Origin of the sequence: Fibrobacter sp. UWB4 (assembly GCF_002210345.1) — a bacterium.
Lineage (GTDB): Bacteria > Fibrobacterota > Fibrobacteria > Fibrobacterales > Fibrobacteraceae > Fibrobacter.
In genome coordinates this window covers 160347-181622 of the sequence record NZ_MWQI01000003.1, presented here as the reverse complement: position 1 = coordinate 181622, position 21276 = coordinate 160347, and the positions used below count along the sequence as shown (strand labels likewise).

11 protein-coding genes are annotated in these 21276 nt (G+C 49.9%); 5 read left to right on the top strand and 6 right to left on the bottom strand.

The window, feature by feature from the left end; all coding sequences use genetic code 11:
- Positions 1–117: 117 nt before the first annotated feature.
- Together B7990_RS07500 and B7990_RS07495 are read right to left on the bottom strand one after the other, a co-directional pair.
- Complete coding sequence (locus tag B7990_RS07500) at positions 118–1392, bottom strand: glycoside hydrolase family 13 protein (RefSeq protein ID WP_088640372.1); 1275 nt, start codon at positions 1390–1392, stop codon at positions 118–120.
- Positions 1373–3346: a 4-alpha-glucanotransferase gene (locus tag B7990_RS07495; RefSeq protein WP_088640371.1), complete on the bottom strand. Its 1974-nt coding sequence runs from the start codon at positions 3344–3346 to the stop codon at positions 1373–1375. The genes B7990_RS07500 and B7990_RS07495 overlap by 20 nt, the downstream gene beginning before the upstream one ends.
- A gap of 708 nt (positions 3347–4054) precedes the next feature.
- Here B7990_RS07495 and B7990_RS07490 point away from each other — a divergent pair.
- Both B7990_RS07490 and B7990_RS07485 read left to right on the top strand, forming a co-directional pair.
- Positions 4055–5872 carry a BatD family protein gene (locus B7990_RS07490; protein ID WP_088640370.1) on the top strand — a complete coding sequence of 606 codons (1818 nt, stop codon included), beginning with the start codon at positions 4055–4057 and terminating at the stop codon, positions 5870–5872.
- 72 nt (positions 5873–5944) lie between these two features.
- Entirely contained in the window at positions 5945–6712 is a 768-nt protein-coding gene (locus B7990_RS07485) for a tetratricopeptide repeat protein (RefSeq protein WP_088640497.1), read from the top strand.
- A 1-nt stretch (position 6713) separates the two neighbouring features.
- Here the strand turns inward: B7990_RS07485 and B7990_RS07480 are convergent, their stop codons facing one another.
- The 4 genes from B7990_RS07480 to B7990_RS07465 form a co-directional block, all read right to left on the bottom strand.
- Complete coding sequence (locus B7990_RS07480) at positions 6714–7115, bottom strand: hypothetical protein (protein WP_254917387.1); 402 nt, start codon at positions 7113–7115, stop codon at positions 6714–6716.
- A 96-nt stretch (positions 7116–7211) separates the two neighbouring features.
- Complete coding sequence (gene mnmA, locus B7990_RS07475; RefSeq protein ID WP_088640368.1) at positions 7212–8279, bottom strand: tRNA 2-thiouridine(34) synthase MnmA; 1068 nt, start codon at positions 8277–8279, stop codon at positions 7212–7214.
- A gap of 13 nt (positions 8280–8292) precedes the next feature.
- Complete coding sequence (sprA, locus tag B7990_RS07470; RefSeq protein WP_088640367.1) at positions 8293–15462, bottom strand: cell surface protein SprA; 7170 nt, start codon at positions 15460–15462, stop codon at positions 8293–8295.
- Positions 15463–15583: 121 nt separating this feature from the next.
- Positions 15584–17476, bottom strand: a complete 1893-nt coding sequence (locus B7990_RS07465) for an AIPR family protein (protein ID WP_088640366.1) — start codon at positions 17474–17476, stop codon at positions 15584–15586.
- Positions 17477–17729: 253 nt separating this feature from the next.
- Here B7990_RS07465 and B7990_RS07460 point away from each other — a divergent pair, with 253 nt between their 5' ends.
- The 3 genes from B7990_RS07460 (at position 17730) to B7990_RS07450 (ending at position 21271) form a co-directional block, all read left to right on the top strand.
- A complete protein-coding gene (locus tag B7990_RS07460) occupies positions 17730–18482 on the top strand; it encodes a leucine-rich repeat domain-containing protein (RefSeq protein WP_088640365.1) in 753 nt (250 codons plus the stop codon).
- A gap of 120 nt (positions 18483–18602) precedes the next feature.
- Complete coding sequence (locus B7990_RS07455; protein WP_088640364.1) at positions 18603–19931, top strand: S41 family peptidase; 1329 nt, start codon at positions 18603–18605, stop codon at positions 19929–19931.
- Positions 19932–19981: 50 nt separating this feature from the next.
- Entirely contained in the window at positions 19982–21271 is a 1290-nt protein-coding gene (locus B7990_RS07450; protein ID WP_254917386.1) for a S41 family peptidase, read from the top strand.
- Positions 21272–21276: the final 5 nt, after the last annotated feature.

Sequence of the window (21276 nt, the reverse complement as noted above, 5' to 3'; positions counted from 1 at the left end):
GGAAGTAAGAAGTAATTTTAGGCTTAAAAAGGGGGAGAAGTCCCCCTGATTGCAGCCCCTACGGGTCTTCCATCACCCCTTCAAACGGGCTTCAAACGCCAGCCCGTAACGCCCGGCTTATTTTATCTCAAACGCAGGGTCCGGTTTTGCCGCCGAAATCGCAAGCGTCATCTTCTTCTTGCCGAGGGTACGGACAATATCCAGGCGCCCAGCACTATAAGCAATCTCCAGCGAACCATCGCGCAGCACCTGCGACTTTCTACGAAGCTCGATCAGCTCCTTGATAAAGCCGAAAATCGGCTTTTTCATGCCTTCCTCAAGTTTATCCCACGGGAATGCCCGGCGATTGTCAGGATCCTTGCCCCCCAACATGCCGATTTCGTCGCCATAATATATACAGGGAGCGCCCGGCAAAAAGAACAACAGCGTAAGCGCAAGCTTCACGCGCTGCAAATTTGAGCACGGAAGCGACGCCAACCGAATCGTGTCATGACTCCCGAGCAAGTTCATCTGCACACCGAAACGCCCTTCCGGGAACGCCTCACGCAAACGAGTCGCAAACTCAGCAAGCACAATCGGACTTTCGTCAAAGAGGTACTTAAGTACCGCCTTACGCAAAGGATAATTCATCACGCCGTCAAACTGGTCGCCCTGCAGCCAGCGCGAAGGTTCATCCCAAATTTCGCCGACAATATAGGCATCCGGGTTAATCGCCTTGATGCGGCGGCGGAATTCCTGCCAGAAGCTATCGTCGTCAATCTCGTTCGGAACATCGAGGCGCCAGCCGTCAATGCCGCGTTTCATCCAGTACTCGCCCACCGAGAAAAGGTAATCGCGAACATCGGGATTGTCGGTATTGAACTTCGGGAGCGCAGGGTAGCCCCACCAGCAATCGTAATTGGGCTTGCCCGAATACGCATGGAGCGGCCAGCCGTGCACATGGAACCAGTCCACGTACGGAGAGTTCTTGCCGAGTTCCATCAAGCTGTTAAACTGGAAAAATCCACGCGAGCAATGGTTGAACACGCCATCCAGAATCACGCGAAGCCCAAGCTTGTGCGCCTTCTTGACGAGCTTATCAAAATCCCTGAGCGTTCCAAGCACAGGGTCAATTTCAAAATAATCGACCGTATGGTAGCGGTGATTCGAATTGCTCTTGAAAATCGGGCAAAGGTAAATGGCATTCACGCCCAAAGACGCAATGTAATCAAGCTTTTCGCAAATGCCAGCGAGGTTTCCGCCGAACATGTTTTCACGGGTCGGGAGAGTATCCCAATCCACAAACTTTCCGACCGCCTTGTACTTTGCACTACGGCAAAAGCGGTCCGGAAAAACCTGATAGAAAACAGCGTCCTTAGTCCAGGCGGGAGCGTTAAATTTTCCAGAGGGCACGGGACTTACGTTCTTCGACAAGTTTGCTAATCTCCGAAATCAAGCCCGCATTGGCGAGCAAGTCCTCGACACTGCACGGAGTGCGATACGTCCAGTTCTTGCCACCGACCGTTCCCGGAATGTTGACGCGTTCTTCCTTCGGGTCACAATCAGAAAGCGAAGCCGAAAGCGCAAAGTAATCCTGAATCGGCGGGATGCAGAACAAACTATTTGCAGTAAACACATGCGACAAGATATCGTGCACCACCGGCGGCGTAAGCTTTTCAGGGGCAACGCCCGGCAAGCCTGCATGAGACCAGTAGAAGGCCCTATCAAAGTCCGGCTCTTCCCAAAGACCGCGGAGTGTCGAAGTATCGTGGCAACTTGTCGTGCAAACGGAGAGACGCGGGTATTCATCCATGCTGTAGTACGGAGAATACGGAACGCTCCAGTTGCGGGCCCAGCGTTCAATGCGCAGCGACATGATGTCGAGCTTCTTGAGCACGGTCGGCACACACGGCGGCACAGCGCCAAGGTCTTCGGCGCAAACGAGCATGTCGGTTTCGTTGGCGAGTACAGACAAAAGCTTCATGGCATTCTGTTCCCAGAGTGCGTTCTGGGCCTGTTCGTTCTGGCCAATCAAATCGTGCAATTTATCTTGTTCGTTCTGCGGGAGCGTAAAGAGCACCGGCTGGTTGTACCAGTACCAGTACGGGTAGAATGTATTTTCGTCACCCGTCGGGATAAACACGCGGTTCCAGTAAACGCGGAGCATGGAATCCTTGACTTCTTGCGGTTCATCCAGTGCAAGGATTGCGCGTTCGGACAAAAGATCAGACTTGATAACAAAGCGGTCGAACTTTCCCGGCAAATTTTCAAAATACAGAGAGATAAGCCTGTCCGTTTCGCTGCCGAGGAATTCGCGGAGCTGGTCCACAGAAAAATTCGGGCGACGCAAATATTCAAGCGTTTCGCGGTAGAAACCCGCATTGCGCAACACGTCCCACGTCAGCGGGATGGACGGCTGGAAGCGGCCCAGGATGCCCGTCGATTCAGATTCAGGAATCGCCCAGATGCGGAAGAATCCGAGCACGTGGTCAATGCGGTAAGCGTGATAGAACTTGCTCGCCTGAGCCAAACGGCGACGCCACCAGCCAAAGTCATCGGCTTCAAGTACGTCCCAGCGGTAAGTCGGGAAGCCCCAGTTCTGGCCACCGTAGCTGAACATGTCAGGAGGTGCACCCGCGCGGTCAGCAAGCGAGAAGTACTTGCGGTCAAACCACACGTCGGCACTGTCCTCGTTGATGAGGATAGGCACGTCGCCCTTCAGGCGAAGCCCGAGTTTAGAGACTTCGTTCACGGCTGCGGTAAACTGACCTTCGGCGGTGTACTGCATCCACGCCTGGAACAGCACGTCCCTGTAGTTTTTCATCCAAAGTTTATCGACATCGGCAGCGGAGGGATTCTGGAACTTTTTCCAGTCCTTCCAGCTTGCTTCGTTGTTTTGCGCCTTGAGTGTGCAATAGACACAGTAGGACTTGACCCAGGCATTCTGCTCAATCCAGGCAAGCAATTTCTTTGACGTCTTGAGATTTTCGTAACAGGAATCAAAAATCTTACGCAGAATGGTGCGCTTCCAAGTCGTAATGCGGTAGTAGTCTACACGCTCAATATCCGCAAACTGTTCGCGAGCCTTTTCAATTTCATTTTCAAAATTAGAAGCACCTTCAACAGACTGCACATTGATAAACACCGGATTCAACGCAAATGCGCTGCGGGCACTGTAAGGACTCGGCTCGGTGCCGGTATCGTTTACAGGCAAAAGCTGAATGATATTGAATCCGCAGAACTTGGCCCACTGGGCGAACGGAATCAAGTCCAGAAATTCGCCAACGCCAATGCTGTGCTTGCTGTGAAGACTGAAAAGGGGAACGGCTACGCCGGTTTGAAAGGAAGTTAAATCACCATATCGCATGCTTCAAATATAACTCTAATTTTGTAAAAGAATCTTTCAAATTGCTAGCAAATAAAAAAAGGCTCGGAAACCCGAGACCATTTCTTATTCTTAATCGACCTTTATAGAAATTAAGCGCGCTTAGCGTACTTTCTAAAGCTCTTGATCAAGAGGGCGGCGAGAATGCAGTACATTGTTTTGACTCCTTGTTTTGACGGCGCCAATATTAACAAATTTTTACTAACACGTCAAGGTATTTTAGTATATATTTCGGCAACTTTTTTGGACATTTCGTCCATACCAAAATGCATCGCCAACCTTGAACGATTTTAGCCCTTAAAAAAGCAAAGCCACGGCAAATCCGTGGCATCGCGATCGTTAATTGGAGAGAGAAATTCTTTTTCGATTAAGCACGCTTTGCGTATTTCTTAAAGCTCTTAATCAAGAGGGCGGCGAGAATGCAGTACATTGTTTTGACTCCTTGTTTTGACGGCGCCAATGATAACATTTTTTTACTAACGTTTCAAGGGGAAAAAGTATATATTCCGCGAAAATTTTTCGAAACCGTTTTTACGACTGTCATGCCCGCGAAAGCGGGCACCTCCTCCTTGTATTGAAAAGGAGATTCCCGGTCAAAGCCGGGAATGACAAAACCCAAAGAACACAATTCTTGCGATTGTTCTATATATATTGCAATCTCCGGGGTGGAAATTTGGTAAATTATGGGCTATGAAACGATTTTTGCTTTTATGTCTCGGTTTAACAGCATTTGTAAACGCAAAGCCATCTCTTCAAGTCGATAGCGACCGCATCGAAGCGGGTCAGACATTCAATTTGCAGTTCATCGTTCCGATTCAGGAACTGCCGCAAAACAGAGGCGCGCTCCGCCTCGAAACACGCAATAACTTTAAGCTCCTCGGGCTCGACAGTGCCGATCAGGTGATGCGCCCGGACATGGACGACATTTTCAACTCGTTTTTCGGCGGTGGCGGAAGAGCCTACAAAGCCCGCGTCTATTCGTTCAAGGTCAAAGCCCCGAAAAAGACAGGCACGCAGGACCTCGGTACACTCACATGGATGATTGGCGGCGAAGCCAACACCATCAGCAGCAAAATCCCGGTCACCGTGCAGCGCTCCTATAACGACGACGCTCTCGCCGCAAGCCTTACCCCGAGCAAAAAGTCCATTTACGAAGGTGAACAGTTCAGCGTCACCTTGAGCCTCCACACTTTTGAGCACTTCCAGGGCGGCCTCCAGGCTACCGACATGAGCACCGGCAACGACTTCATCGTCCATCGCAACGACCTTTCGAATCTAGATTTCAAGCCGGTCGAAGGCGCCCGCCGCGAAATGAAGGCATCCGCCAAATACGCATGGCTCAGCCCTACCAAGAGCGGTACGCTCCAAATTCCGTCCTTCAAGTTCAAGTACACCAAGCTCGGTGAACCCAAAGTCGTCGAAGAAAAGAAGCAAATGGGTGGCATGTCGTTCTCGAGCCGCAGCGTAAAGCAGGAATCCATCGAAACGGAAACCTCCACCGCCCCGCTTTCCATCACCGTTCTCCCGCTCCCGACCGAAGGCAAGCCCGCCGATTTCTCGGGAATGGTCGGCAACTACAGCTTTAGCGCCAACTTCGACCGTACAAACCTCAAGGTCGGCGAAGCGCTCACACTTGCGATTAGCATCAAGGGCGATGGCACTCCGGGAACCATCACGGACCCGAAACTCCCCGACTTTAGCGAATTCCGCTCTGTTCCACCCGAAAACAGCATCAACAAGAAAGTCAAGGGCAACAAGGTCATTACCTCGAAGGATATCAAGGTTTTCCTCTACCCGAAGAAAAAGGGAACTTTCGAAATCCCCGCCATTACCTATTCCTGGTTCAACCCGGCCAAAAAGAAATACGAAACCGCTTCAGCAGGCCCATGGACCATCGAAGTTGAAAAGAGCGACGCCCCCGCAGAACCCGTTTACCAAGCTCCGGTTTCCGCAGGCACTGGCTCCTCGGCACCAGTCGTCCAAAAGCAAGAAATTGAATTCCTCGGCAGCGACATCCGCTTTATCCATGCCATCACGGACAAGTCCGAATCTAGCGCCCCGCACAGGAGTGTGCTCTTCTGGATTCTATTTGCAGCCGCCATCCCGTTCTACCTGATTGCAAACTTTGCCATCACGAGAAACCGCAAGCGCAACAGCAACACGGCGCTCGTCCGCAAGGGCAAGGCTAACAAGCTCCTCAAGGAAAAATTCGCGAACGCCCGCACCGCCCTCAAGAACGGTGACGGCAAAGCATTCTTTGCGGCACTCGAAAATGGCCTCATCGATTACCTCAGCAATTTGACGAACGTCGAATTCAAGGGCATGACCCGCCCGCAAATGAAGCAGGAACTTTCAAAGCGCGGCGTCAAGGAAGAAACGATCGAAGCCATCAACAGCTGGCTTGAAAAATGCTCGTTCGTGCGATTTGCTCCGGTCACGGCATCAACCGAAGAACAGTCCCAAATGCTCGCAGATGTCGAAAAACTATGCGAGGCGCTGAAGCTATAAGAACATTTAACAAGTCCCGCCTACCAGTCCTCGCTTGACGGGGACGCGCGGGAATCTCCAATGGACGCTTTTATGAAACTGAATAGAATTATTTTGACGATCGCCGCAGCGCTCCTCCTCACATCCGCAGCAAGCGCCGCCGACAAATGCAACGGCCTCGAAGCCGGCACCAAGGCATATAACGAGAACGACTTTGAACGCGCAATTGACGAATGGCGCACATGCGTTGACGAAGGCATCGTCAATGCGGATCTCTATTACAACTTGGGCAACGCCTATTACCGCAGCGGCAAGCTCGGCTTTGCAATTTTCTACTACAAGTCCGCGCTGCGTTTGCACCCAAGCGATGACGACATCCAGCACAACCTGAATTTCGCACAGACTAAAACTCGCGATAAGGAAGGTGACGAAGAAGAGAACCCGATTCTCGAAGGCTTGATGGACTTGCACCACGCGCTTTCGCTCAAAAGCCAAATGAACATTTCGCTCATTCTCTTCTGGGCAATTGCGCTCGTGATTCTCGCCCGTAGATTCGTAAACGGCAGCCGCGGCAAGAACATCTGCACAGGTGTCGTATTCGGCATGAGCGTCATCCTCTGCACGATTGGCGCAAGTGCTCTCTACAAGATGTACACGCTCGAAACGGACATCACAGGCGTCGTGACCGCATCAAGCGCCGACGTGACAAGCGCCCCGAGCGACAAGTCGCAAACGCTCAACACGCTCAGCGAAGGCACGAGCTTTGAAGTCATCGGCGAACAAGGGAACTTCGCAGAAATCCGCCTCGGTGAAAAAATCCGCGGCTTCGTCAAGCTCAGCGAAGTCGGGATCGTGAAGTAAGTTAGTCCCAAGGACTAACCCATGTAGAATCATTTCGCGTAATAGGAATAGTTACTCCCGCAGGGAATTTTCCTGATTCCTTTGTCGGAATGATAGCTGTTGCAACAGCAACAGGAAGCGCAATCATATCAAGAAACGCAAAAGTCATCACAGTGCTTGGGTGGCCTCGACCATCAGAAAAGAACGGCCAGTAGCGCAACAAGCCTGCGCTAAAGTGATATGTGGACTCGCCGCGATTCACTAGCAAGCTGCCGTAAACAACTTCATTTTTTCGGGCTTCCAGATAAATCGTATCCTCGCTTGTTGAAGATTTAATGCGGCAATTATCGCTTGTCGGGCAAACCTGTTCCCCATCGCAATAAATGGAATAGTCTCCTTTGCCATCGGATACAGAAACCCACATCTCATAACTAGATGCACACCCTACAAAAAGTAAAGATATTGCAAACACTAAAACTGAAACAACATATCGAAACATATTGCGCTTAAAATACAAAGGTTAAACAATCTGGCCGCCGCCGAGGACCATGTCTCCATCGTAAAAGACGGCACACTGGCCCGGAGTCACGGCAAAGAGCGGCTCGTCAAAAACGGCGACCGCCTTATTTGTATCGACAATGGTAATTTCGCAGCCAACCGCCCGCTGGCGGTAACGCACCATGCCTTCGGCGCGGAACGTCGTCCCGACCTCCCGCGCGCCGCCGTGCCATTCGCAGTTCACCATTTCCACGCGGTCAAAGCAGACCGACGACTTGTCGCCCGTCACCAGAATGTCACCCGTTTCCGGGTCCACATGCTTCACGAACGCCGGCACACCTATCGCCACGCCCAGACCTTTGCGCTGACCGACCGTGTACTTGTGGAACCCATCGTGCGTATTCCACACCTTGCCCTTTTCATCCACGAAGCGGCCCGGGCGCGTCATCTCGCCAAAACGGTCCTTCAAAAATTCGGTGTATTGCGAGCCGTAAATGTCAAAGCAAATATCCTGGCTGTCGCCCGTCTTCGCGTTCACAAAGCCATTCTGCTCGGCGATTTCGCGCACTTCGCTTTTCACGTACGTTCCAAGCGGTGTAAGCACGTGATTGCGGCGTTCATCGGGAACCCAGAACAAAAAGTAACTCTGGTCCTTGCCGGGGTCTCGCCCGCGCAAAAGCCTGCGCACACCGTTCACTTCTTCGATGCGCACGTAATGCCCTGTCGCCAAGAAGTCCGCGCCGAGCGATTTGGCGTAATCCATCATCCAGCCGAACTTGATAAAGCGATTGCAGTAGCAGCAAGGGTTCGGCGTACGCGCATGCGAAAAATCCGCATGGCAGCGCTTTAAGACTTCTCCCGTAAAAGCATCGGAGCAATTCGCCACATGATGCTCGATGCCGAGCTTTTCGGCAATCGCACGTGCACGAACGACACTCGGGTCGTTTTCGGCGTCAAAGGCGCCATCGACATCAGGCAAAACGCGAAGCGTCACGCCCACGACTTCGTAACCCTGCTGTTGCAAAAGAAGAGCGGCCACAGACGAATCCACGCCACCGCTCATGCCGACTGCGACTCTAGTTTTAGACATGATGCAAGCGCTCCTAGTCAAAACGCAACATCAAAGCAAGTTCGAACTGGAGGATCTGGCGCATGTGAGCCGTTTCGTCATCCAGCTTTTCATAGATCTGCCTATACTCGATGTACGAACTCAGCGAAGCCATCTTGTTGAACGTGTAAGATGCACTCGGACGGATAAACCATTCATGCGTTCTCGACGGAACCGTGCGATAGCTAAGTTCAAGCTTCGGCTTATAGGCAGTAAAATCAACACCCCACTGCTTATAGATTCCATCCGTGCCGGATTCCTTGTTCGTCATCTCGTAGCCGTTCACAGGTTCATACTCCTTGCGAATGGTCTTCTTGTAATCATAACCGGCCGTAAGCTTCAGGTCGATATCGTTCTTAAGCTTAAAGAACCATTTCCAAAGCTGGAATCCCTTGTCAAGCTTGAGCGGGTACGAAATCGAGAAATCATCACCGATGTTGATACCAAAGTCGTTGTAAAGTGCGGTCGGCATCCACGGTGTTTCAAGGAAGTACTTCGTCGTATCAGAACAATCTTCGCGTTCAGGATCATCAGGCAGCCAGCACGGATTTGAAATTACTTCCTGCTTCGGACGGCGGTCTGTCGATTCGATTTTCATACGGACGCTATTTTCGATACGCAAATTATTCTGCGTAAGAATAGAAACTCGAATAAGCGGGTTAAAGTTCCAGACCCTGGCCCAAGAATCTTCGGCACTCTGGAACGGACGCCTAACCACAGTACGGGAATAATCAAAACGGCTATTCAAGCTCACACTGCGGAAGTCATTGAGGAACGACACCTTCTGGGAAATATTCGGAATTGAAATACCGATGCCAAATTTCGGAAGAGTCGTCGTCGTGTCAATGTACAACGGGTATTCACGGGACTGCGAGAAGTCCTCTTTCCACTGGAAATCAGTCGTCAATGAAATATCCCAAATCGGCAAAGTGAGTCCCGTGTTGATCTGCAACGAACGAGACACAGAATTGCGGAAGCTGCCCTGATAGACAAGAGTATCCACGTGCTTGTTACGATACTGGGCAAAGCCGGTATAATCACCACGATCGGTAAGACCCATGTTACCCGTCATGATATTCCAGAGGCCACGGCCGCCATGGCCATCGCCAAGACCCAGGCCATAGAGATAATACTGGAACGGAGTCACACCCTGTTCTTCATACAGCTGGGCAAGCGTAAAGTTTTCACCGATGGTATTGGTACTTGCGTTCCAGTTGAATTTGATTTCACGCCACTTCAGCTTGTCAAAGAAACCGGCAACCGCATTTTCCTTTCCAAACAAATTGGCAAGATCCATAATCTTAAGGGCCGGAGTAAACTCAAAACGGTTCGTCTGCGAAATCGTCCAGTAATTTTTCTCAATATTGGAAGGATCCTTGAAACTGAAGTCATTCGGAATGGTCTTCTGCTGGTTAAAGTCAGACGAGAACTGCATATTGAACGGAATGAAAGGAATCAGCTTGGGATTGAAGGTCAACCTGAACTGCTGATTTCTTGAACGTTCATTACGCAAAATTCCGTAAGCACGGCCATATTCGCGATGTCCGACGCTATCCACCTTGTAGAAGGCCGTCGTATCGTAACGAATCTCATAAGAATCCGGATTCTGCATGTCAATCGCAAGCGGCTTGCCATTTGCATCCGTCTTAGCAATCGTATCGACCGGGAAAACCACAAGGCTGTCACGAGAGACATAAACCTTTCTATCAGAATGGTCATGGTCAAAAATGTAGCCGCTTGCAAAAAGACCGCCCTCGGAGAACGTAAAGAAGTTTTCCTTTGTGAAAGCTTCACGGTCACCGCCGCCAAACATGTCACGCTTGATATTGACAGAATAGCTAGTCGTCAAGAACGAAAGAATATTCCAGCGCAAATTCAGCTTATGGTTGAGTTCTGCGGTGTAGGTCACGACCTTGTCCACCTGCGGTTCCACAAAGTCCGGATCGCGGGTCTGGTTCACATAGCGCACATAGTTAAAGTCAAAGAGCGTCAAGTCGAAAGTTTGCGGCCACGGCTCAAACTCCGTCTTTGCAATATCCTTCAACCAGGAATACTTAGCAAGCCCTTCGAACGGCTTGAACTTAAACATGCTAAACGTACCCAGCTTATATTCGAGCATCGTGTGGTACGAATAAGTAGAGTCCGACGCAGTCGTTGCGCGACCTTCGGTCTGGTGGTAAGAATAGCTAAGGGCCGGACGTTCCAGGAATGCCTGCGAGAAGAATTCTCCAAGCTTCGTTTCACTGGCCTTGTAATCCTTATGGTAGCTAACGCTAAAGCTCAAGTCCTGTTCATAAGATTCATAGCCCTTAGATTCCGCACTGTCACGCAGCGCGTTCTCTTCCTTGTCCGACTTCACGGCGAGATCGCTCTGGAACATGTCTCCCGTAAGGTCCACAAAGCTGCTCTTTTTAAGCATCATGTCATCCGTAGGCTTCATGTACGGGCGCTTTGTCGTGCTATGGTATCCGAACGACATCGGAATATGGAATCCCAGAGAATCGTTCAGGAACTTGTTCAGCGCAATCGAGATGTCCGCCGAGACGTCAAGCTGCGATGCGGCCGTTGCAAGATCCGGCTTCGGGGAGCGTCCAGAATTGGAAAGTGTCGCGAAGTCGCCATCCTGGTAGCGCACAGCGCCAGAAAGCGAAATGAAATCAGCAAGGTTCACCTGGGCATTCACACGGGCTGCATAACCCCATTCCGTATCCATGTCAGAAAGGCGGAGGTCATTGACCCAGAATGTACCCTTGAGGTCACTGGGCGAAGCCGATGAATCGGCGATAATCACAAAGCGCATCCAATCGACCTTGGTAATCGACGGGTTACCGACCAGGCGAATGACTTCTTCGCGATCGCCATCAAGCTTTTTCACAACAGGTTCCAAATACGGCGGGTGGCGTCCACGCTTGAGGTCCGAGAAATCAGACAAATTCATTGCAAAGGCATTGTCAAGCCAGTTCTGCTCGTGGCAATCTTCTTCACGGGAGCAGTCGTAACGCAAAGCCTTCGGACGGAAGCTCCATTCGTAATAGTCCTTCGAACCATCAATCGAGCCTTCACCAAACTGCATGGCAAAACGCACAGGCACCTTATCGGTCTTTGCGCCATTCACATAGTGAATTTCCATTTTCAGAGACTTGTACGACGAGAAGTTTTTCGTGTCCGTATCAAAAATTCGGGTCACGCCAACTTCCTGGCCTGGATTCATATTGTGGTAATCCAATACAAGCGCCGTTTCCTTGAGCGGGGCATTGGAATCGGCATCACGTTCCGTCACCGTATTCGGGGACTTGTAATACGTTTTTGCATTTTCACGGTTATTGATCGTAGAAACCTTGACATATGTCGTATCATGCGTCGAAACAGATTCGCTGATTCTATTTTCAGCACCATTAACTTCGACAATCTGCGAATTTTCATTCGTAGAAGTACGATAGAAATCGGCAACCGTAGTTTCTTCCCAGGCGTTACCCATGACGCCAAGACTTACGATCTGCACTTTCGCTTCGGAAACGCCCGGACTCAGCCTGCCAAGCCACATACGCGTATACTGGGCTTCCGAAAGAATTTCCTTGTAACTGTTCCCCGTCGGAGATACAATTGTATCGTACTGGTTCAGAGGAATACGCCACCTACGCCAGCCATTCTTCAGCTTATCCACATACAACGATGACGTATCCGTCAAGTCGATGCGGTAACGGACAAAGCTAATATCGGTGTCGAGGGAACCATTCTTGTTGATATCTTCGGTATCATACGCACGTTCACCCAGGTTACCTTCCGTTCCGTTAATGCTCTTCGGCGGATCGCTCTCATCGTCAAAGTCCTTGAAGTTATCCCCTGCAATGTCCCTTGTCGATGGATCGACATTTCCCTGGTTGTATTCCTTACCCTTACAACCGGCAACACGGCAATCCCATTCTATTCTAGTTTCATCGGCACCAGTCTTACCATCAAGGCCACGGTCATGCTGGGCGGTCGTCATGCCGATCTGGTTTTCGCCATCATAACGACCATTAGGTGCAGAACCGCTAATTGAAAGGTCTTCACTCACAAGGCCCAAATCAAGGAAGATGGAACCCGAATTACCGCGGGCGACAACTTCAATATACTTCATCTCGCTCATATCATGGTAGTACGAACTGTTCGCGCGCATGATACCGCCCCAAGAATTACCCATAAGGTTGTCATTCGGGCGAAGAGTCATCTTAAGGACAGTCAAATGCTGATTATCGACATCGGAGTTGCCGACATTATCATAGATGTACTTGTAAAGTTCCGTATTGTTGCTATGCCAGATAAATTCACCCTGGTGCTTGTAATCCTGACTTTCGATGTAAGTTCTAGAATCCAGGGTGTCACCACCCGGAGGAGAAGCCTGATACCATGAAAGTCTAGACAACGGATAAACAAGGCCCGTCGAAGTCGATTCAAAATCTTCCACAAGGGCGGTCCGAGTCTTGCTCGTATTGGCATTATGACGGCTACCCGCAAATTCCGCTTCAACGCGCCAGTTCGAAGCCACTGTCGTCTGGATTCCCGGAATAGCGTTCACCAAGTCCGTAAGAGCCTGCACAGAATCCTGCAAGCGGACGTTGAAGCCCCAGAGGAAGCTGGAATAAGGTTCGTTACCAAGCGTCGGAACTTCAGCCGTCGTGCTCTGGCTCTTATAAAGTGCGGTAACACCGAACACAGAACCTGAACCAAAACCGTAAAGATCCAGAGGCAATTCCGCACGGGCACCGAGAAGAAGCTTGTTATCGACCTCGAACATCGGTTCGCATTCAAACTTGACCTTGATTTCCTTATTCGGGTCAAGAGCGCGTTCACTCAAAAGCTCAATCTGGCCGAGTTCATAGTTGACTTCGTAGTCCGTTCCACGGATAAGAGTCGTAGAACCGGCAGTCACCTTTTCGGATCCCGGAGAGATATCCATGCAGCTTCCGCTGTTCACAGAATAGCTCGAATTCGGGTCACGCACACTAATCATGGAATTGCGGCGCTTACCAACAGATTCAAAGTAGAACTGGCTCGTGTAACGGTTCAAGTTATAGACCGGCAAAGTATAAAGCTGATTCACAGCCGCCGAAGAATCCAGATTGCGCAACGGTTCAAGACAGTTTTTCTTGGCAAGCTCCACTGCGTTTGAAAGTCCGCTATAAATGGAATCCGTCCACGGCCTACAGGGCAACCACATTTCGCCCGTATAGCTGCCCGAAGAATCCTTCTTAAAGATCGTAGCATCGTTTACTAAAGGAGTACCGTCATTTTCATCGGCAAGGCCAAGAGTCTTCAGATAAGTTCCAGAGATGCCCGACTTGTTCTTCATGCGAAGAACAAAGCTGTTCGCGCTTGCATCCGAAATGCCGATGGCATAAACATTGCGGAGCATCAATTTATCAATATCCTTGAGTTCACTGAGCGTTGCATCCCACTGGATAAGGACTGCTTCACCGCCATTGCGCAAGTCCTTACCCTTGCGCTGTTCATTCTCGCTGCTATAGTTTGCAGCAATAAGGGTATTGCGATTAACACCGTTAATCTTCAGGACACCCGTCTTAGGATCATACTTATAGTCCGAACGGGGAATTTCCACCATGCGGTCAACAGTCTTTGTAATAGGCGCGCCCTGCGGAGTCTTATAAACCACCGTAATATTCTTGAACACGTTGTCCGATTCATTCAACGCACTTCTCTTGTACAATTTCAGATCGGATACCGGATAATTGATGGAACCTTTTTTGACAGTAGCGTCAATGTAAGCGTTCCTCACATCGTGGTTCAAGAAGTAATAGCGGTATGCAACAAACTGCTTATCGGTCACCTGGAATTCAGTCGTCGATTCATTGGCCTTGATGGAATACTCTTCCTGTTCGCCGCCATCCTGGGATGCAATCGTCGTAAGTTTCCAGTCGCCAAGTTTCCAGTCCGCCTTGATACCAAAAAGGCCCTGGTGGTTTTCGGAGTAGCCCGTAAATTCAGTACCCGTAAGCGAAAGGTTCGTGGTACCAGCTTCAACGCGCTGCAAGATGTAATCTTCGAATTCGCCCTTGAACGATTCTTCATACACAACGCGAACTTCGTTCTGCGAACCGAGACCTTCATCGACATTCTTGATTTCAACCGTGATGTACGGACCAATCTTACCTTCAACCATGAAGCTCGGATTGTAGTCCAAAGACGGAGACGGCCAAAGGCTTGTCTTGGTGCTACCCTCGGCATCATCCTTTTCGCCATACCCTTTAAGACGGACATCCATCGTACCCTTGAGCATGAGCTTAGGCTTATTGAAGCCGAAGTCCTTCATCCAGGCAGGCATGTTCACCGGGATCGTAATGTCAAAGACGGAACCCGTCTCCGGAGCTTCGTAACCGCCGTCGTTTTGACCTACAAGGCCATTGAGCCAAAGACGCTTGCGTCCCACATCGTACATGTCCGAAACATAATCCGCAAGTTCGGGATAATGCGATGTCCAAAGCACAGTCGTATCCGTACGGGAAACCGTATTCACGCGCTTTTCGGTCACATCGATTTCACGAGTCGCCACGTCAATATCATGCGTAAAGACTTGTCCCTTCGAGGCATTCATCAACCCCGGACGCATTCCAATGCCACCTAGCGGGAGTAGGCCGTCCAACGGGGACGTGGACTTGGGAACAGGGATATACTTAATCGCAGGAGTCCATGCATCGGCCTGCCCTTCGGATGCAGGTTCGCCCAAGGAAGGATTTTCTGCAAGCGTACGCGATTCCTGGACTGTCGGCTGCTTGGTAGGAGCAGGCGCCACCGAAGAGGACGACAATTCAACCGCAGAAGAATATTCGACTTTAATCGACGAAGAAGACTCAGCCGCACTAGACAACGGTTTCGCCGAAGACGAAGCCGGAACCGCAGAACTCGAAGCCGGAAGCACAACACTTGAAGAAAGCTCCGCTGCACTAGAAGCAATCGCCACGGACGACGACGACATCACCGCAGACGAAACCGCCACAGTCGGTTGAGACGAAGACTTCGGGGCAGGCACATCCTGGAAAAGCTCATCGTCAAAAAGAGATTCATACGAGCTAAGCGTCCCATCCTGAGACCAGACGGAACCCACAGCCACAAAGCTGCATGCAGCAAAGCCCCAAAGGGCGGATTTAAAATACTTTCTAAAACGCAACGGTCACAAAATACAAAAACGGAACACTAAAAATTAACACCGATAACATAGAAAAAAAGAAGCGCCCACATTTAACGTGAGCGCTTCAAAATCGGCTTCTAGCCCCTATTTAAAGGATAAACTAGAGGAATACTTCAATGCCACCGCGGCACTTTTCCCAAGCCGGGTTCTTTTTGCACAAGAGATCGATCATCTTGTCGTAAGTAGCCGTATTGGAGAAGCCCTTCCACAGGCGACGTTCCACAGATTCACCAGAATCCTTGTCGATTGTCGTGATGGTATCGTAATAGGCCGTGTTGTCCTTGAATTCAGAAATCAAGATGTTCTTCAAGTCATCCGTGTAGATGCGGGATGCGTACTTGAGGATGGAATCGTTGAAGTTGAGTTCGTTTTCGACGAGCCATTCGAAATCCTGGATCGGATTGCCGTAGATGAGCCAGTGACGGAGAGCGAGAGCGACCACGAGGTCCTTCACGGCGCTGCGGAAGATGAACTTGTCTTCGAGGCGGCCATTCCACGTGATGCGGGTCAGCGGGTTATCGTCGTTAGCTTCGATAGACACGCCCTTACCCGGAGTAACCTTGCGGATCTTGATCGGGAGACGGCTAAGGAGCTGCCATGCCTTCGTGAAGGCGATGGTCTTACGGACAAAATCCTTTTCCTTTTCAGGGGCAACGCGCACAAACGCACCGAAGCAGCGCTGGTAGAGCGTTTCCTTGTCGAAGATGCAGTCGCTGGAGCGGCATTCGCTGAGCTTGCCATCCATCATGAAGAGGGTCTTTGCAAGTTCCGGACGCATGCGGACTTCGAGCTTACGGGTACGGGCCTTGAGGCGGACACCGTCCTTATAGACGTAGGTAAAGCCTTCTTCCTGGTAACGCTGCCAAATGAAGAACTGCAAGTCGTCAGCGGCACGCAGATGGTAGCTGAACACCGGGTTCTGGCGGTTGTTAGCCATGGTCACCTGGTTCAAGAAGTTGTCGGCGCCCTGGTACGGTACAACGACCTTCACGAGCACCTGCGGGTTCACCGGGTGCTTGCTCTTCTTGGCATACTGTTCGTACGTGAAGAGGGACTGAGCACCGTTGATGATCTTCGGGCGTTCAATGAAGAGGACCTTCTTGCCATCGCGTTCCTTGAGGCGCAGGTCATCACCCGTAAGGGTCATACCGTTGTGGAGGAACGGGAAGTCATCGACGTTCACGTTCTTGTCGTCATTCCTTTCCATGGTCTGGAAGGCATCGATAAGAGCGGCGTTCGTATGAGTGAGGTTACCGAGGTAAGTACGGATGTTAGAACTTACAATAGCCATGTTGTGCTTGGTCTTGAGGCGCTTACCAAGGGCAACGTGGTAGTCAAAAATCGTGCGGATCGGGCAGAAGCCGAGGAAAAGCTCGCCATGATCCGATGTGAGGTGGAGCGGTTCGGAATCCATCTCGATTTCAAGCTTGTCGTCTGCGCTGCGGAAGTCGCGGGTAAGGTCATCGTGTTCGGCAATGATTTCGAGCTTTGCCTTGACATCGGCCTTCCAGAGCGTGAGCTTTCTGCGCATGTCCTTGAGGGTACGTTCGAGTTCGGAGTCCGTGATGTCGCGGCTTGCGCGGGTGCGGAGCACGGTGATTTCGAGCGTTTCCATGTACGGACGGCTTGCCGGAGCATCAACATCTTCTTCAGCTTCTTCGTCAGAAATCTTGTTGACGGCCCACGGGTCAGCCTCTTCGCGAAGCGAGAGGAAGAACGGATTTGTAGGATCGCTTGTGCGGAACACCGCAATCTGGAGCTGTTTCAGGTCGGCATTCAGGTGAGCAACGACCTTTTCGAGCGGAGTATCTTCGTCCAGGAAGATGAAAAATTCCATGAAGCCCTGTGAATACTGGAAGCCGTGGAAGCATCCATTTTCATCTAGGTTCAGATGCCGGAGTGCCTTGATTCTATCGTTTGGGTCGTTAGGGTTCAAGCTCAAGAGGCTAGCGACAAATGCTAAGCGGCGTTCCTGCGATTTTGTTAGTTCCATTTTTTCCTCAATAATTACACTGAAAACCAATATACAATATTATTATATATTGGAATATTCGTAATTTGCTCCTTAAAAATAGTTTCAAATCATAATATTTGCGTGCAAAAAAGATAAAACATTTAATTTTTTTTTCTAATCTAGCAAATTTTAGGTGCTCAGATGTGCAAAATTCTCATTTTTTACATTTTTTTTTGCCAACTTTACGTTTTTTCGGACAAAAAAGCTATGATTTAAACATTAGGAGCTTTTTATGAATTTACTAGATGTTATTGCCAAAGCTAAAGCTGAAAAAGCAAAGACGCTCGACCTCTCCCAGAAGGGTCTGCGCCTGTTGCCCCCAGAACTGTTTGAAATTGAATCCCTCGAGGAACTCAACCTCGACCGCAACCTGCTTGTCGAGATTCCCGATGACATCGGTCTCTTGAAAAACCTGAAGAGCCTCTCCGTGAGTGAAAATGACCTCATGGAACTGCCGGAATCCATCGGAGAACTTACAAAACTTGAAAACCTCTACCTCGGCTACAACAGCCTGTCGGACCTTCCAGAATCTGTAGGCAAGCTTGTAAACCTCCAGACGGTAAACATCGCGAAAAACCAGCTCCTGGACCTGCCGCTTGAAGTCGGCAACTGGCAGAAAGTGGTCAAGCTCTCGCTCCACGACAACATGCTCTCCGAAATCCCGCCGACCATCGGCAAGATGAAGAGCCTCGTGAAGCTCTACCTCGACAATAACGAACTGACAACCATCCCGGCAACGCTCTCGCACCTCGAGAACCTCGAAATCTTCATGATTTCCGGTAACCGCTTGGGCGCCATTCCGTCGGAATTCAGCAACCTGAAGAGCCTCCGCGAACTCGTGCTCGATGCAAACCAGCTTGCCACCCTCCCGGAAAGCCTTGCCGAATGCGAAAGTCTCCAGACCATCTCCGTCATCGAAAACCCGCTCGAAGGCGGCATTCCGCGTGTGCTCCTCGACAAGAAGGGACTGAGCATCGACCAGTAACGGCTTCGCCGCAGTAACTAGTCACTAGTCCTTAGTTACTAGAGAATTGTCATTCCCGGCATAGACCGGGAATCTCCTTTTTAGGAGATCCCACAAACCAAATGTTCAAAGGATAAAGCCATGTTTCTCCGAATAATTCTAGCTGCTACGCTTTTGGGCTTGCTCGGATGTTCGGACTTTATCCATCCGGTCGAGAGTACTCCCAAACCGACGGAATACTCATTTAACTACTGGCTCCTTCAAAAAGTATATCTGTACGAAGATGAACTTGCAAACCTGCCCGAAGACGGGGATTCAGTCCAGGTCCTTTACAGGACGCTAGTAGACCCCTACACGCGATATACACCGCCATCCAAAAGCGATGATGCGATTACTGCCATCAACACGAGCAAGATTGTCGGTGGCGATATCGGGATGCGCTACTACAGCAACAAGAACTTAGAACACCCCATCATCATCACTCGGGTATACCCCAACAGTCCGGCAGCAAGGGCCGGAGTTCCAAGATTTGGGAAAATCATCAGCGCAAACGACATTGAACTTACCGGGGAAAAGGCAAAGGCCACCTACGACTCCATTCTAAGCTACAGTAAAACGATTGACTTGCTTGTAGAACATGACGACACAAGCACCTTATACAATCTCACAAAAGAAACCCTCTACGCGCCAACGGTCTTCGTCGATACGTTGTTCGTCGATTCCGCAAACGGCAACCCGGGCATCGTGTTTATCACGATCGAAGGTTTTAAGCCCACGACAGCCGACCAGAAAAATGGATCTTACGGAGAACTTAAGGCATATCTGGATTCAACAGCATCGGACAAACGCGTACGCGTTCTCGACTTGCGCAACAACCCTGGCGGGCACGTCAACCAGTGCATTGCGATGGCAGACCTTTTTGTAAAAGAGGGAACGCTTTCATCAAGGAACTGGCGAGCATTAACAGCCGACGGCGAATCCCAATACTATTCATCTACAGCAAAGGCAAAAGCCGGCGATCCGGGAGAAACCGGGAAATACCTAATTCTTGCGAACCGAGGCTCTGCAAGCTGCGCCGAAATATTCATTGCCGCCGTCACAGAAACGACCGACATTCCGCTTGTCGGAGAGAAGACCTATGGGAAAGGCATCGGGCAAACCAACTACAGCACATTTGCAGGCGGGCTTGCGACAATCACCGACCTTGAATTTCTAACCCCCAAAGGCAATTCCTATCACGGCATTGGGATCAAGCCAAAATACGATTGCGAAGGAAGCCCGAGCGAAAATTGCGCCGCACAAGTTGCAAACAAGCTCTACGGAGTCAAGATTCCCAACCTCAACAAAGTTCTTGCTAAACAAGCTAACCATTTTGTATATTATAACACCAGCCCGAATTTAGAGGGAGGAGCTATAGAATGGAACAACGAAAGCACTTATCTAAAGGCATTCAAAAATTCGCTTTTTTAAATTACGCGATAGTTTCGCTTTCTGTTTTTTGCTTGTTTTTTACAGCATGTGTGTCCGACAACGGAGTTTCATCGTCGGATAAAAAGACTCTTCAAAACACATCTAGAGAATTTCAGTACAACTACAGGCTTCTCTATTATTACTATGTAGACCAAGATAAATATCTAGGGGAACCGCAGGACTATGTCGATAAAGTCGACATGCAAAAAATGTACGAAAAAGAAATTCCCTGGGACTATTACGATCTTTACTACATGTATGCCATGATGAACGACAATTTCACATACTATGTAGACGCATCACGAGCATACAGCTTGTTAAACAGTTTAAGGCAATCCGACGAACTCACAGGCGCAGGATTTAGGCTTGACTCTCTAGCATTTCCAGACAAGTTTATTATTCAGAAGGTTACCAAGAATTCTCCAGCCGATAGAGCCGGCTTAAAAGCAGGCGACGAGATTGTCGAAATCGAAGGTGTCGCCCCAACAAACGAGACCGTCTTCAGAAGGCTCGCCGTTGCCTCTAAGGGCGAGACAATCACCTACACCATCAAGCGCGATTCTACTCGGATTACAATACCTGTCGTCATCGATTCTTACCTTTCTCCGACCGTTGAACTTTCATTCTACGACTCGATACCGGTCATTAAAATATCCGAATTTGTAGCCAATACATCTAATGATTCCGGCACATACGGAGAATTTGTCCAGTACCTCCGCGAAACAGAGAAATACAAAGCTACAATTATAGACTTGCGGGACAACGGCGGAGGAGATGGCGACCAGTGCAAAGCGATGACCAGAGCGCTCCTTTCGAAAGGCGACACCGCTATTGGAATCATCGAGACAAAAGCAGATACAATCCGCAAAAGGCAAGCTTTCGACACGACATTCGAAATCAACACCGCCGACGGAATCGCCAAAGACCGTTATTTCGTATTCCTGTCCAACAACAATACGGCCAGCTGCTCGGAACTCATGATTGCAGGAGTCGTATCGAACAAAAAGTATCCCATTGTCGGTTCAGTCTCATACGGAAAAGGCATTGGACAAACACGCTGGATTACACCATCGTTCTCTATAGCATCGATTACCAGCATGAAGGTCATTGACAAAGACCGTAATAGCTACCACAAGTACGGAATCGAGCCAGACTTTTCCATCCAGGACAATGACTTAATACTCGCAACAGCCGCAGAGCTTGCCAAAGAAATGAAATTCAAGCGAATTGCCGGCTATGGCAAGACCAATACGGGCCACTTCGCAAAGCAAGCGGTCGCGCAGGATACAATGCCTGGATTCTACCTCTTACCGGAAGAGTACAGAAAGAAGTTTGAATAGGTAAA

What these genes read in the sequence shown, in the direction of transcription:
- B7990_RS07495 (WP_088640371.1), bottom strand. Translation starts at nt 3,346, where the DNA reads ATGCGATATGGTGATTTAACTTCCTTTCAAACCGGCGTAGCCGTTCCC.
- B7990_RS07490 (WP_088640370.1), top strand. Translation starts at nt 4,055, where the DNA reads ATGAAACGATTTTTGCTTTTATGTCTCGGTTTAACAGCATTTGTAAAC.
- B7990_RS07485 (WP_088640497.1), top strand. Translation starts at nt 5,945, where the DNA reads ATGAAACTGAATAGAATTATTTTGACGATCGCCGCAGCGCTCCTCCTC.
- B7990_RS07480 (WP_254917387.1), bottom strand. Translation starts at nt 7,115, where the DNA reads ATGTGGGTTTCTGTATCCGATGGCAAAGGAGACTATTCCATTTATTGC.
- mnmA (WP_088640368.1), bottom strand. Translation starts at nt 8,279, where the DNA reads ATGTCTAAAACTAGAGTCGCAGTCGGCATGAGCGGTGGCGTGGATTCG.
- B7990_RS07465 (WP_088640366.1), bottom strand. Translation starts at nt 17,476, where the DNA reads ATGGAACTAACAAAATCGCAGGAACGCCGCTTAGCATTTGTCGCTAGC.
- B7990_RS07460 (WP_088640365.1), top strand. Translation starts at nt 17,730, where the DNA reads ATGAATTTACTAGATGTTATTGCCAAAGCTAAAGCTGAAAAAGCAAAG.
- B7990_RS07455 (WP_088640364.1), top strand. Translation starts at nt 18,603, where the DNA reads ATGTTTCTCCGAATAATTCTAGCTGCTACGCTTTTGGGCTTGCTCGGA.